This is a genomic window from Rhodococcus sp. ARC_M12 (assembly GCF_022810385.1).
Taxonomy (GTDB): Bacteria; Actinomycetota; Actinomycetes; order Mycobacteriales; family Mycobacteriaceae; genus Rhodococcoides; species Rhodococcoides navarretei.
The window spans coordinates 119324-134349 of sequence record NZ_JALGQI010000009.1 but is presented as its reverse complement, the minus strand read 5'-3'; the positions used below and the strand labels follow the sequence as shown (position 1 = coordinate 134349).

At 57.9% G+C, this 15026-nt stretch carries 8 protein-coding genes; 5 read left to right on the top strand and 3 right to left on the bottom strand.

Features of this window, described 5'->3' with window-relative positions; all coding sequences use genetic code 11:
* The first annotated feature begins 3 nt into the window (after positions 1-3).
* From dpdH to dpdD, 5 genes are read left to right on the top strand one after another with little or no spacing between them, the layout of a single operon-like run.
* Positions 4-3009 carry a protein DpdH gene (gene dpdH / locus MTX35_RS13420; protein ID WP_243595453.1) on the top strand — a complete coding sequence of 1002 codons (3006 nt, stop codon included), beginning with the start codon at positions 4-6 and terminating at the stop codon, positions 3007-3009.
* On the top strand, positions 3006-3689 hold the full coding sequence (locus MTX35_RS13415; RefSeq protein ID WP_243595452.1) for a hypothetical protein: 684 nt from the start codon (positions 3006-3008) through the stop codon (positions 3687-3689). Before dpdH ends, MTX35_RS13415 begins: the two co-directional genes overlap by 4 nt.
* A gap of 20 nt (positions 3690-3709) precedes the next feature.
* Complete coding sequence (gene dpdJ / locus MTX35_RS13410) at positions 3710-8077, top strand: protein DpdJ (protein WP_243595451.1); 4368 nt, start codon at positions 3710-3712, stop codon at positions 8075-8077.
* Positions 8074-8595 carry a phospholipase D-like domain-containing protein DpdK gene (gene dpdK / locus MTX35_RS13405; protein ID WP_243595450.1) on the top strand — a complete coding sequence of 174 codons (522 nt, stop codon included), beginning with the start codon at positions 8074-8076 and terminating at the stop codon, positions 8593-8595. Before dpdJ ends, dpdK begins: the two co-directional genes overlap by 4 nt.
* Complete coding sequence (dpdD, locus tag MTX35_RS13400; protein ID WP_279395924.1) at positions 8574-10679, top strand: protein DpdD; 2106 nt, start codon at positions 8574-8576, stop codon at positions 10677-10679. The genes dpdK and dpdD overlap by 22 nt, the downstream gene beginning before the upstream one ends.
* Before the next feature lie 411 nt (positions 10680-11090).
* On the opposite strand, the gene MTX35_RS13395 is transcribed toward dpdD, so the two are convergent.
* The 3 genes from MTX35_RS13395 to MTX35_RS13385 all read right to left on the bottom strand — a co-directional run bounded on the left by MTX35_RS13395 (position 11091) and on the right by MTX35_RS13385 (position 15003).
* The gene (locus tag MTX35_RS13395; RefSeq protein WP_243595448.1) at positions 11091-12335 is read right to left on the bottom strand and encodes a hypothetical protein; all 1245 of its coding nucleotides are present in this window, start codon (positions 12333-12335) and stop codon (positions 11091-11093) included.
* A gap of 353 nt (positions 12336-12688) precedes the next feature.
* Complete coding sequence (locus MTX35_RS13390; RefSeq protein ID WP_243595447.1) at positions 12689-14242, bottom strand: SIR2 family protein; 1554 nt, start codon at positions 14240-14242, stop codon at positions 12689-12691.
* 107 nt (positions 14243-14349) lie between these two features.
* Positions 14350-15003, bottom strand: a complete 654-nt coding sequence (locus MTX35_RS13385; protein ID WP_243595446.1) for a response regulator transcription factor — start codon at positions 15001-15003, stop codon at positions 14350-14352.
* Positions 15004-15026: the final 23 nt, after the last annotated feature.

The following is a 15026-nucleotide window of genomic DNA, read 5'->3' as shown; positions in this document are numbered from 1 at the left end:
ACGATGAGTATTCAGGTCAACTACGCATGCTGGACGTCCAAGAATGTGACCGCCACCATTCCTACAGAAGCGGCCACACCGTCTGACGCGGTCCTGCTCGCAACTCACGCCCCGCTTCGTATCCGACGACAGACCGATGCGAGAGACGATGCCTCGGTAAACGTTGTCACCGAACTGAGCGTCCTGAACGAGTTTCTAAACAGCGATTCCAGCAATGGTGTTGTGGTCGCACCGGTTTTAGGCGCCTCCGGGGCGGGCAAGTCACATCTGATCCGATGGGTAAACGCTACGATCGCCGACAAAGTCGGACGACACGTAATCTATCTGCAAAAAACTCAGACCAGTCTCAGAGATGTTATCGAAGCTTTGCTGATCGGCCAGCACGACCCCGAGTTGGATGAACTCCGACGCAAGGTCTCAAGCTTGGGTTCCGGCGTCACCGTGGATGAGATGGAGCATAAGATCCTCGCGGAGTTAGCTGAAGCACTCCGAACTGCGAAGGCCGACAACGCATACAGCAAAGCCCTTGTTGGCGAGAACGGGCTACGCCTGTTCTTTACCGACCCGCTGTTTGAGCAGCATCTGCTAAGGCCAGGATCGTTCATCAAACGTCGTGCTAGGCATGCGTTGCATGGCCGGGAGACTGACGAGTCCGACATACCACTTGAATTTACCGCCGAAGAGCTTCCCCTCGATATCGTAGATAATGGCAATATCGACGACGCTGCCGCAGCGACGCGGAGACTCTTCAGTCGCCTGGTCGCGAGTGCGCCGATGCAACTCGAAGCGGTGCGCCTTCTAAACGAGTATCTTGACGTGGCGGTGACGAAGGCGGCGAGCTTAAATGTCGGTGATATCGGCCAGGCCTTCAAGAAGATCCGGGAGAAACTGGTTGGTCAAGAAATAGTTCTACTAATCGAGGATGTCGCGCTCATTCAAGGGGTGAGACGCGACCTGCTCGATGCGATCATTGAGATCGGGGTCATTCAGGGCCAGGAGAAGTACGCGACGGTCCGCACCATGATGGCTGTGACTTCGGGCTACTACAGAGATCTTCCTGACACGTTTCGCACTCGGGCGGAGGCATCTTCGCCGATCTACCAAGTGGACTTCGACCTCGATCTTGAACGAGAAGACAGCGAACAAAACGCACTGCTCATCGACTTTTTCGGTCGTTATTTAAACGCGGCACGCGTTGGTAAACTCGCTCTAGAGTCAAGCACGCCGGGCGTGCCGAACGGGTGCCAACCATGCGAATTCCGTGCGTCATGCCACGCAACATTCGGGACCTCAGGGTCGGGCGACGCGGAGTATGGACTTTATCCGTACAATCAGCACGCCATCCTGCGTGCGATTCGTGCTTGTGCGACTCGCGACGGGGAACGAGTGTCGTTCAACCCGCGAAAGGTTCTATCACGCGCCGTTCGGGATGCTCTTAACAACAACATCGAGGTCATCGAACGTGGTCAGTTTCCTCCGGCGAAATTTCTGGCTGAGGAGTCTACTTCAATGCGTCTACCGGGACTCGCAAACCACATCGTGGAGAATATCGCGGAAGATTATTCGGCAGAGGATGAGGGCCGTGTGATATCGCTTCTTGACTTTTGGGGCAGGGCCGGGGCGGAGAGGATAAGCGATGATATCGTGACCGCGTTTTCTCTTCCCGATCTCTCCGGAATCAAGTACCAATCGCGGCAGGAGGATTCGCCGGGTAGCGATGACGGGGCAGGTAATGCGAAGAGATCTACTTCGGAAACGGGCCATTCGCGGTCGCTTCAGAAGAAACTGGACGAAATTGACGCGTGGTCGCGTGGACAGGTCCTGCCGCAATATTTGGCACCCTTCTTTAGGAAAGTCGTTCGCGATGCCTTAGTGTCGCGCATTGACTGGTATGACTTGGTCATAAAGGAGCCCAGTTCGGCTATCCTCTCTCGAGCAGTGCCTGATTCATCTCGCGGCGTGTCGATCGAAGGCGCGAACGAAAACCTCCCTCTGGTCTTGCCTCCCCTTGTGCGGATCGAGCGCACACCCCGAAACGCAACAACGCTTAAGGGCCTTGCGCTTATTGAGGGCGGCCACGCCTCGGAAGGTAGTGACACACTTGCCCGACTTAGCGCCCTAGTGGCAGGAAGTGTAGACGAGGCCAAACAGCGCATAATTTCCGAACTATCTGTTGGAGATGACGCTCTTACTCAAGCGGTTGCATCATTGATCAACGGTGCCGCGGCATGCGGAGAATTGCCCAGCAGTTCGAGGGACATTGACTACGTGAACGCGTGCCTCTGGCGGAATGAATCCGTGCGCCGCGACGCAATGGTACGTGCGCCCGAATGGAATTCGGCCTATGAAACTTACGTCACGGCGCGGCGTAAAGCGGTAGACGTCCTCCTAGACGGTATCGGTGCGGCACAAGGTGGTGGTGGCGTCTACGCCATCGACTTCGAGAGGTTGCTTTCGGTTGTACGTCGGGCCAAGAAGATCGTAAACTCCGAGGATGATCCTGACGTTCCCGAATGGTGTGTTGATGCCCATCGGAAACTGAAAGCGTTGCTGCGTACCAATAGCCGGCAGATGGCATTTTGGAAAAATGAGATTGATCGAATTCGAACTTATTTGCCGGAAGAGTTTAGTTTCACCGAGACTGTTGACGCTGTTACTGAATGCGTCAAGAACGGCCAGGACCTTGGTCTAATTCCGGTGAACGATTTGCAGGCCTTGGGTGCGCTAAACACAGAAGCTCGAAGTTGGGACTCGCGTTGCATCAAAGAGGTGGAGCGAATACTTGCGACCGCGGACGACCTCGGAGGGACAGCGCGGTTGAGTAGCCTTGGCGCAACAGTTGGCGGAGATTTAGTGAAAATTGGGAGCTTCCTTGAGTCAAGTTCTAAATGGGTTGAGGCCGGCATCCGGGCGGCGGAGAGTAGTGATCGGACCATAGCCGACGTCGACACTCAGCTAACCGAGACCATCAACAACTGGCTTAACATCGTAAAGGAGCCAAACTTGTGAACCCCGACGCACAGACCCGCAGTCTCGCGACACGGGCCAAACAGCTGACCGCCCTTGCGCGTGTGAAGAGGGACGGTCGCGACGAGTCGCAAACCCGTGGTCAGGTCCAGACGGCTTTGAATCGGTTGGATCAGGGATTGGTTTCGCTCGGCAGCACGCTGAGTACTCGTCGCAAACTCAGAGATGTCGGCGTTCCTGTCGATACTGCGGTCGATCTGGAGCAATCCGTCAGAAGACTGCAGGAGCAGGTTGAACTGGGACGACCGACGTCACAATTTCTTCAGGTACGTTTCAGAGATGTCGACGCGGCGCGTGTCGCTATCGATGCCGCCAACGATAGTGCATGGCGTATATGGTCAAGTCGGATAGTCGACGGTCTGCCAGTGGCCCTTCTTCCACGGGTTCATTTTTCTCGTCGTGATGCGACGAAGAAACGGATCTCTGCGATGCATACGCTGAGCGCAAAAAAGCCAAGCATCCCTGACATCATCCAATTTTTACTGGATTTGGACCGTGTCAAAGATGATTTCAGCGAAGTTGGCGACTCCGGTATTGACTCACTATTGAATCGGTTCAGTGATGGCCAAATCTTGCTTGCCGATCTGTCAGACGATGAATTGCAGATGCTGCGAGGGGATTTATCGCTGGCCGACCAGTTGTACGTTCGTATCCGCCCATGACCGGCGTCAGGTGGGCGGGTGTGCCGGATCTACTCAGCCGATTGGAGGACAAAGAACTTAGACTGCTTGCATGGGGCGTTGTCGACGGCTTTTTGAGTCAGTCCGAGGTTGAAGATGCCATCGACGTCCAACTCGACAAGGACGCAGAGGAGATCGAGGCGGAACTAGCTACCGTCGAGGAGTACCTCGATTACTTGCTTAACCACAATCTGCTGCATCGTCTCCCAGAATCGACACCGAAGTACCGCACTCGTTTGGGCGAGACAATGCGACTGTTGCGCTACCTTCGTCAACTTTTTCCACAGAAAGACACATCTTCGCCTGGTTGGTGGCGGCATTCGAGAACTTTGGTGGCTGATTATCGGATTAAGGTTGGGCCGCGACGCTACCCCCGTCGTGAAACTACGCCGAAAGCTGCAATCGAGGAACTCAGGAGTCTGACAGGATGGACGGATCGGCACTCCGACGTGTTCCTGCGACTAGTGGGCAATAACAAACTCGCACGCTTTCAGATCCACGCCACAGAGTCTATTCTGTCCGCGCTCGGAGAACCTCAGTTGACAGGCCGAATTGTGACCTCGGGAACGGGTTCAGGCAAAACGCTTGCTTTCTACATACCTGCCCTGTTGGACATCGCTGCTACCCATGGGCAGAAGCGCAGTGGCCCGCACACCCTTGCACTGTATCCGCGCAACGAGTTGCTGCGAGACCAGGCCCGGGAGGCGCTTCGGGTCGTCATCGATCTTGGTCCACTCAATGCGAGGCCGGGTGGGCGATCGGCGCGTATCGGACTTCTTTACGGTCAGACTCCGCATGCTCGTGACCTTGATAGTGATCACGACTGGCGCGCCTGGAAGCGGCGAAGTTACGGGTGGTCTGCGCCATATTTCCCGTGCCTGACCGAGAACTGCCAGGGTAGCCTCGTCTGGTCGGACACAGACCGGGCGGCCGGACGCGAGCGACTCGCATGCTCCACGTGCAGTTTTAATACGCTGCCTGGAACGATCGCGCTCACACGGGAGTCCATGGAAAAGGATCCGCCCGATATCCTCTTCAGCTCGACGGAGATGTTGAGTCAGCAGTCAACGAACCTAAGGCTGGCACCACTTCTGGGTTGGAAAGGCCCCAACGGCACCAAAATGGTGCTCCTCGACGAGGTGCACACCTACACCGGCGTGCATGGTGCGCAGGTCGCCCTAATGCTCCGGCGCTGGCGCCACGCAAATCGTCAGTGGGGGGTCGATAGCCCCATCATGGTGGGGTTGTCAGCAACGCTGCGCGACGCCGGTGACTTCTTCGCGGCATTGACGGGGGCAGAACGGCACTACGTTGAGGTCATTGCCCCGAGCCCCGATGAATTACTGCCGATCAGTCGAGAGTACGGAATCGTGCTCCGCGGCGACCCTGTATCGGGCAGTCCTCTACTGTCGACGACCATTCAGACAGCGATGCTACTTGGTCGCGTGCTGGACACCAATCCAGGTATTTATGGGTCGGTTTCGTTCGCGTTCACCGACGACCTAGACGTGATCAATCGGCTATACGACAACCTTAGGGACGCTGAAGGGGCGCAACCCCGCGGACGGATGGCCGGCGAAGTGCTTGCCGACCTTCGTAGTCCGGCGGGACCACAATCTGGGGCCCGCTACCCGGATGGGCAGTCTTGGGATATGCCTTACCGCTTGCAGCGGATGAACCAGCCACTCCGAATTGCACGCACATCTTCTCAGGATTCCGGAGTCGACACTTCCGCGGACGTCATCGTCGCGACTTCCTCGCTGGAGGTGGGTTTCAACGACCCTAGGGTCGGCGCTGTAATCCAGCACAAGGCTCCGCGTGACCTCGCATCCTTTCTGCAGCGACGGGGCCGTGCCGGGCGACGATTGGAGATGCGGCCATTGACCGTCGTCGTGCTGTCCGATTACGGGCGAGATCGAATTGCATACCAGACGTACGAGAAACTCTTGGACCCCGAAATCGACACCCGGTCCTTGCCCATCAATAATCGGTTTGTCGTAAAGATGCAGGCGACACACTCTCTGCTGGACTGGATTGCCCGCAAGACAGGTGCCGACGTTCGCTCAGTACTGTCTCCGCCTTGGAGAGGCAAGGTGCCTTGGAAGACCGCCCAGGTGATTTCGGTGCTGCGTGCTGTCCTCTCCGAAAGCCAGACCCAACTTGAATTAGCCGACCACCTGCGACGGTCGATGGCCCTACCTGCAGATGAGGTTAGTGCCGCATTGTGGGAGGAGCCACGATCTCTGATTCTGTCAGTGGTGCCAACAGCACTGCGCCGCCTCGAAGCGGAGTGGACGACCATCCCCGACGAAGTCGACCCAGGAGCAAAAGATCGTAAGCCTCTCCCTGAATTCATGTCGGACACGTTGTTTGCTTCGCTAAACACGCCGGACGTTCTTTTTGAGTTGCCCACCAACTTCGGGGAGGATTCACCGCGAATGCCGATCATGCAGGCGTTGCGCGAGGCGGTACCGGGCCGTGTGAGTCGCAGGTTCGGCCATGCCCACGCTTCGCTGAGTACGTGGCTCCCTGTGCCAGACAACGATAGCGGACTTGAGTTGACCGACGTGATCGCCGCCGGCCATGGCCTCGGTATCTGGGACACACCTGCCGGCGAGCAGTACACGGTGGTGCGGCCACTTGCCCTTCGCCTCTGTAGTCCACCGCCCGACATCACCGACAGTTCTAGTGCGATGCCGTTGTGGAGGTCTGCGTTCGATTACGTCGACGAGGCCCTGCATCACGTGGATATACCTACACCGTCGATCTGGGCAACGCTTGTCGGAACCTGTGCCTTCGCGCTGCATCTCGGCGGCGGCCCATTGAAGGTCCGGCGGATGGCTATTGGCTCCGACGGCGAACTGGCTTACCTTGCGGGCCAACGGACTCCGGTTCACGTCCGATACGAACATGATGGCGCGCCTGCTGCGATCGGATTTGAACTCGAAGTTGACGCGATGGTCGTAACCGGTCGACTGTCCGCGGGTGGACCATCTTTTTTGAAAGGCTTCACATCGTCCCCGCCGTGGAGGACGCTCGCCTTTCGCTCGCGGGTGTTGGAAGACGAACGACTAGACGACCTGGCTAACGTTTTTCAGCGCGAGTGGCTGTCAAGCGTCTATCTTGAAGCGTTTGTGGCCAGAGGATTAGGGGGCAGCCCTGTCGAAGTCATACCCGACCAACTAGCTGGCGGCATCTGGGCAATCAATCTTCCTGAGTTTCTTGCAGTCGCATATCGCACGGACGGGCAGGACGAGGACGAGAGCAGAATGCAGCGCACTCTGGCAGAACTAGCTACCGATCCACTGGTTCGGACCGTGATCGAAGACCACGGCCGCCTGCTTGGTGTCGATGAGTTACGGGTTGAAACCGGCGACCTGCTCGATCGGGTATTCCTCGATACGTTTGCCAACGCGCTACTTGCTGCGGTGAGCGAATCTCTCTCTGATGCAAACGAAGCTGACTTGGCTTGCGACGTGGAATTCGACGAGAACACCCGGGCCTACCGAATTTTCGTGTCGGAGACGGCTATCGGTGGCCTCGGTCTGATCGAATCGCTGCACAGGGAGTACGGACTGGATCCGCGACGGTTCTGGGATGCAGTTGCGCGCGCGTGCTCTCCAACCGACGCTGAAGAGGTCGATGAATCGATGCGAGAGGCACTCGCTAATTTGGTCACCCCAGGCTCGGACTTTTCGACGGCTGTCGCTGAGTTCCGAAGCGCCGAAGGTGTCGCTGCCATGGACTACTCCCTTGAACGTGTTCGTGCCATATGGACTGAGTCCGACGGCCCACCAGATCATCTGCTGATATCCACCTTCGCAGCACGATTTATGCGGCCCGGGTCCAGGCCAGAGATCGATCGCGTCGTTTCTGATCTGGCCACTGCCTGGGTGGACTTAGAGGCACGGCTGGGCGTCGAAATTGACGCTCGTACAATTGCCTATCATGCTTCCCAGGGAAGACTAGGAATCGATCTAAAATCACTTTCCGTCGATTCGGTATTCTCGCTGTTGTGGCTACGCGGTGCCCAGGCACGTTCGCAACGCCTTAACCACTGGCATCCGTACCGCCGGAACGTGGTTATCGAACGCTTGATGCTCAACGAGGCTGTTCGGGACGGGGCCGCCATCATCGACGTGACGGAGCCTGGATGGCTTGACGATTATGCGCGGGCAATTGGCGGGGACGCGCGGGTTCTGCTGACAGCGCCGTACCCGCGTCGTGCAGATCTGGCCCAAGCGCTAAGGGAAGTGACGACCAGGCCAATCGAGCGTGGTGGGCTTCGAGTATTTGGCCGGCTAAAAGCCATTTCGCAGCGCCGTGGCCAGATGACTGCCGCGGTTTCGTTAGCTGAGGAGTTGCAGTGACAGCGCGGCGAACCATCCGAACAAAACCACGTAATGGCCTGGCTATCCGTGATGTGCTGGCGACCGCATTGCTGTCTGAGTTGTGCTCGCCGAGTGACGAGTTCTGGCTTGTCAGTGGATGGGTTTCCGACGTCGTTGTGATCGATAACGGGACAGGACAGTTCGACGCTGTCCTCGGCGTCGACCCGCCATCGGACATGACGCTGAGCGCGGTGCTCGGAGAACTCTCGCGCCGCGGGACCGAGATTCATGTGGCTGTGCGCGAGGTCGATCACAATGAAGTATTCGTGCAACGTTTGCGCCGATCGGCGGTTAACACATCACTTCACCTGTACGCCAGCGAGTACCTCCACGAGAAACTCTTGGTTGGCGGAGACTGGTTACTTACTGGTTCGATGAATTTTACCTGGAATGGAACCCAGGTGAACGAGGAGAGTATGGAATTACAACTTGACCAAGAGGAAGCGGCCCGGCACCGCCTTGAGTTGCGAACTCGATGGATCGGCGATCTCACGTGACCGCGGCGATATCCTCCGAGGTGTTTCTTGAGCGGTTTTTCGCGCCGCCGAACTTAATTTGGCCGAACACTGATCCCGCCAGTTCCGTCGCCGCCACCATCCAACCCTTTCTCGTATCCCTTTCAGATCGCGGAGAATGCCCGGTAATAGTTCCACGGAGTCGCGATAGAGCGAAGCCAACTGTGATCTACGTGGTGTGTTGGGACGTCGCACATGCCGGCCGTGTCCGGCCTCTACTCGAGGCGGCAGTCGCCCATCACTGGTGTAAATTCGACGGGCGGGTCGCGCGACTCGATCCTGAGGATGCTGTCGATCGCGCAGTCTTGGATTTAGTCGGCCCGGGGACCACATTTGTCCTACGGCCGTCGGCAAATACCGAAACCGGAACCTTCACCGCGCTCCGTAGACTCGCCGCAGCGGTCGGCGACGCTCCGCTGCGTATCCCTGAGGTGCCCCGGCCGATTGGCCGTATGCTCCGTGAGTTCGATCTTGCTCTTGCATCTGGGGCGGTCGAATCATCCGAAAGTCTCCTGCGAGAGATCAAGGCCTTTGGCGGAGTTTCGCATGAGAACGTCGCTTTTCTTGAGATTCGACGCTTGTTTCAATTGGGTAGGGACGATGAACTACTCGCGCATGGCTCGCTGCCGACCCTGGTATACGTCGATCCTCCGAGGCTCGTCCGCGAAGGCGTGTTGGCAGCATGGGCAAGAGTAAATCTTTCACTTCCATTGGCTGTGGGTGACGTCGATGCTGCGTTGACGGCGATCGCGGACGCGCGACCCGATGTGGCCATGCTCGTCGACGGTGTGGTCGCGACGACCAATAATGCTGACGTAAGCACAGTTTGCGCCCTCGTCGCGATAGCCCGCCGAGATCCACCCCTGGAGTCCGTGCTTGCAGCTAACTCGACTGTCGACCCAAACGTACGCCTGCGCCTGCTTACTGACTCGCAAGGTTCGACAGCCGACTCGGTGCCCGTCACCCAAACGCTGGTCTCCAAACAATCGTTGGAACCAGAACCAGAACCAGAACCAGAACCAGAACCAGAACCAGAACCAGAACCAGAACCAGAACCAGAACCAGAACCAGAACCAGAACCAGAACCAGAACCGGAACCGGAACCGGAACCAGAAGTGCCCGCACCGGCGGTGACACCGGTCGACTCCTGGCTGAGTTGGGTAGGTCGTCTCGCAGTTGATCAGGGGGTGCCGCTTGATGCTGGGCAGGCGTTGGCTTGGGCACCGGCTTGGCAAGTCGATGCCGAGTTGGCTGACGCGGTCGACGCCCTGCCCGAAGTCGCCACGGACGATCTCTTGTCCGGTGTAGCAGCACTTCTCGAAGCCGACGAACTGGACCGCCCTGCTGCACGCACGGCATCTGCGCTCGTGCGTCGGTATCTCGTAGCGGAACGGTTTAGTCCTGTTGATTTGGGAGCAATCTGCGCGCTACTCGAAATCTTCCTGCGTAGTGGTCCGCCGCCTGGCGCTTACCGAGAGTTACTCGGCGATGTCCAGGATTTCGCGGATAGATGGGTAGCGATAGGGAACGCAACGCGCGCAATCGACCTTGCAGACGTGGTTGTATGTGGTCCTTGGGGTGACGCCGCCGCACGAGCCAATTTCGTAACGGCACTGCTGTCTCCTCTCAACCAGCAAAGGCACAGATTATCTGAGTCGCTCCGTAAGCTAGCTAGTCTGGTTACAGAAGACATCAAACTTGATTACGACTGGTCCGCTGCTACATCGGAAGCTGTCGAGAAGTCTGATAGCCGAGCAGTCGTGAGTGGCCGAGTCTTGCTGTACAGCCTCGATCTCGGGGCACTTGCAAGAGTGAAGACGACACTTGAGTCTCAGTGGCCTAACGTTCAAGTGGAACTATCGTCAGCTAAGGACGGCAATCCCGCCCTGAGGCACCATGCGCGCAATGCAGACTTGATCATCCTCGCGACGAGGCGGGCGACCCACGCTGCAACTGGCTTTATCACTGCGAATGCAAACGGAGCGCTCATCCGCTATCCTGATGGATCGGGTTCGGCATCGTTACTTCGCTCCGTGGAAAACGGGTTCGCCGAGTTGTTCAACTGACTGATTCTTGCTTGTCCAGGTCGGTTGACATTTACAAAATTGGTGTTTTGACGGTGAAAGCATCTAACTGCACGCGTGATCGCCAGCATTGCTCCACCGCCAGGATGGACAGCGGATTGAGTATCAAAGAAGTCTTGCTCGACCGCTGGGGTGCCAGCGGATCGAGGCCGCTGCAGGTCTGGTGACCCGCCGACTAGGCGACTGAAATTGCCGCGCTGGCCCGGTTGCTCCAGATTCGTCTCCGCGCAGCAGGAAGCGTTGTATTCCCTAAAAATGTGAACTCCGCTGTCCATGGGACTGCTCGTCTGCCCGAGTCCTCGAACTTCGTCTCCAACAGCATCAGAACTCAATCTAGGTTCCCGCCCTGTCCAGTGGGAACAAGCCAAGGCTATCGCTGCAAACGTTCGATAACTATTTCTCAATGTCTTGGTCACCGGCCGAACCCTCTTGATGAGACTTCTGTGCCCTTCGCTCCGACCAAGACTCGGTACTCCGCTGTACCAACTCAGCTGCTCTGCCGACTGTTTCAACGCTTGCATCGACTGCATTTTCCCCTGCAACCTTCAACGCACGCAGAGCATCCAGTACCCCCGGGTTCTTGGGTTCGTTCCATTGGGCGACCTGGAGTGCTCGGTTTGTGACGAACGAATCGATGTCTGTGCGGAGTGGCGTGAGGTTTTTCTTGAGGCGTCGAGCGGATAGCTTCCTGTGGAATTCCGAGACTCGCAAGGTTCCGTACGTGTCGAGTGTGCTGCGTAGATCTGCGACCAGCGCGACGTCCGCTGCAAGATGCTCTCTCAGAGTTGCCTTTGCGCTCTCCAAAACCTGTGGGAGATACTCGGCCTCGCGAAGTTCGACTCGTTCTACCCTGATTCGCTGCCAGAGAAAGAGAGACTCCTGGGCAATCAGCAGCAGTTGAAGGGTCTCACCCAAGCGATCCTTCTGAACAGCCTTCGCCAGAAGGTCCGCGCGATCATCCGCTGCGACGTCGGCCCGCAAGTCGAGCAACAGGCGTGTGCTGTAGTGCCGCAGACGCTCTACTCCGATCTCAAGGTCGGGTCCGAGTCCGGCAACACTGTCCCAATCGGTCTCCGTCAGCACCGCCCCGTTGTCCAACTCGCCGGTCAAGCGTCGCAGGACACGTCTGCGCCCGAACACATCGCCGGTCCGCTCAGCGTCGGCAAGCCTGAGGATGTCGGCGGTCATATCTTCGATTCGATCGAGGCTCTGCTGCAGAGGTTCGATCATGGACTCGAGCGCAGAAATTACCATGGCGGCTGCCAGAGCGCTTTGTGGACTGCCAGCAAGCAACTCGGGTGGAATGGGTGTGTTGCTGGTGAACCGCCCGGTCTCCAATGACTTCGTGACCCGTCGATAGCTCACGCTCTCGACGGGTGCACGGAGTGAGGACTCACTTCGGAGTAGGAAGGACGCGGAGTCCGGTGACCTCAAGATCCCGGCGCATGCCGACCGAACCTTGTCTAGTGCCGATGAAGTCAGAGTTGTTTCGCGCTGCGTGATCGAGAAGTCGGCCTGCCATTCTGCGACGAACTCTGCGACGGCTGACTTCGACCCTGCTACCACCGTGCCGAATTCGTCCTCCGACACGAACACCATGTCATCCGGGCTTTGATTTGCCGGAACCAAGTCACTCATACCCAGATTCTGCACGAATAGCTCGGAGCACTTTCGGTGGCCCTGCCTTGTGCTTGCGGCACACGAGTATTCCACGACTCGATCTGTCCAGGTGACCTTCAGGATCTCGTAGAGACTCGTTGGTCCCCAGTGAACGAGGCACTCTCACCGAATAATCCCGCTCGCCGTAAATTTGGAGTATCGGACGATGGAGAACTTCGCGGACTGCAGCAGAACCCTGCCGAGGACATCGTGTGGTCTCGTTGTTGAGGTACTTCACCTTCTAAAGTTGTCGACAAAGTCGGCAAAGTTGACGTTGAACCCGACGGCGATTTGATTTCGCGCATCCGTGTCCGCGTATGCAACGCTTCGCGCTACGGCTGTTCGTCTCTGTTCAGTGTGTGCCCGAGTTTGGAGATAACGGTGCTGAGTGCCGTCCATCGGTTCTTCGACTTTGTCGACAGTCCGTCGATTGCACCGGCGACTTCCCTCAGTGTGCGGGCGAGACGCTGTTCGTCCTTTCCGAGGAGTTCGGCGTACCTGGGGTCCAAGAGATAGCGAGATTGTTCGCTCGCGTGCATGGCGACTCGGTCGAGCAGAAATTCGAGGTCGCGCGCGGCGATCTTGTCAGTCGGAGCCGTCGACGCGGGAATGAAGTCGAAGTCGCCCTTCCACAACGCGCTGCGGATCGCGTCGGGCCGCAGAGTGATTACTGTTCCGAGAACTCTCTCCTGGTCGTACTTGGCATTCATGGCCAGCACTTCGTGCGCCAGCCGGAGCACGTTGTCATCGGTCATCGACGCACCGATGACCACGAGATGACCGGTGGACATCAGCGACTGGACGATCGAACCCAAAGGGCGGCGCTCCGCGTCGTACAGCACGAAATCGCGCCGACTGAGAACGATGCTGTCCGGATCTTCGACGTCGCCGTGCATCTTCAAGAGCCACGGCTGATGTGCCACCACGTCACCTCGAGGTAAAACGGAGATCGATGCAGATCGGTGGGCTGCATTGAATGCGTCCTCGTACAACGAGTCGTAGTTTGTGGTAACGACTTTGGCGACATTCAGCGAAGCCAACAGACAATGCGAGAGCGTCGGCTTTTTGACTCCACCCGATTTGATCAGCTGCGAGACGCTGTGCCCCAGCGTTTTCGACGGACTTGAGTTCGCGAGCAGCTGTGCCTGATCGAGCACTCCGAGTTTTGAGAACACTTTCGGATCGAGATCGGGAAGGAGTGTGTCCTTGAGCTGGCCCAACAGGTTGTCCCAGGTCGGCAGACCGGCGGAAATACTGACACCTGCGCCGAGAAGTAGTGCGACGTCACCGCCTGCGATGAGCTCGGCCAGCCGTCGGGCTTCATCACGCCCTTCGTTCGATGCGGCCTTGCGTATGGACTGGAAGGCAGCGTAGTCGGCTGCATTCTCGACCACGAACACGACGTCGAAGTCCGAATGAGCGACGAAGCCCATTGCCGTCGAATGAAGAGCGCGTATCACTTGTCCTCGGACACCCTCATACCCGCCTTGACCTACGCCCAAAGTGGGAAGAGCAATGAGAGGACGAACCCGACCATCACCGAGGCTGCGCGATGCGAGTTCGGCCGCGATTCGATCGAACGCGGCTCTGAGACCGTCGACCAACCAGTCGACCGATCTGTGACCGTCGTGAGCCACATTCAGCAGCCACGCGGGGCCGTGATTCGAGTCGGTGGGGAAGGATCTGACTCGATCGTCGACTGCGCCGGACGGTGCCGTGCCGTCCTCGACACCGAGGACCGAGAACCACGTGTAGCGCGGGCGAAAGCTGGAGCTGGTGGGCACGATGACCGCATCGCACGCAATGGATTCGAGAAGACCGCGAACTACGAACACATGTCCGGTCAGCGTGCTCGTTGTGGTCTGGTCGGTAACCGGTGTGGTCACGTGGCTCCTCGTGCAGATTGATACGGGCAGAGTGAAGGTACCAATAAGGACGCGAGATACGTGGACACTGAATTCAATTGGTGATTAGCGGTTCTGGCTCGGCTCGCTCACGTGACCATTCCCGCTCTGAAGGCAACCAGTGCCGCCTCGACTCGATTGCGCACACCGAGTTTCACGAAGATCCCGGAGATATGGGTCTTCACCGTCGTCTCGCTGAGGTACAGCTCGGAGGAGATATCCGCATTGGTCGAACCAGTAGCCAAGATGCGCAGCACATCTCGCTCCCGCGGGCTCAGCACGTCCATCGACACCGTTGCCGGAGCTGCCGGCAACATCGACGTCGCCACAATTTTCCGGAGCGAATCCTCACTGAACAACGTGTTGCCGGATGCCACTGCTCGAACCGACTGATGGAACGTCTCGGGTGCCTCGCTTTTGCTCAGAAAGCTGTGCGCCCCTGCCTCGATCGCCCGTACCACCAGATCGTCCACATCCATCGCCGTCATCGCAATGACCTTCGGGGGATGGGCCAGCGTCATCAACTCGCGGGTGGAATCCAATCCGCCGACCCGGCGCATCTGAAGATCCATCAGCACCACGTGTGGCCGGAACGCCGCCACCGCAGCAGGCACCTGGTCGCCGTCCTCCACGTCGCCCACCACCGAAATGTCCGGTGTCTTGGCGAAGATGTCCGTCACTCCACGCCGAACGAAGGGGTCGTCGTCGACGATCAGAACGGTGATCACGGCTGGCGCTGTCATGGTTCGCTGAGCTTAGAACGCCA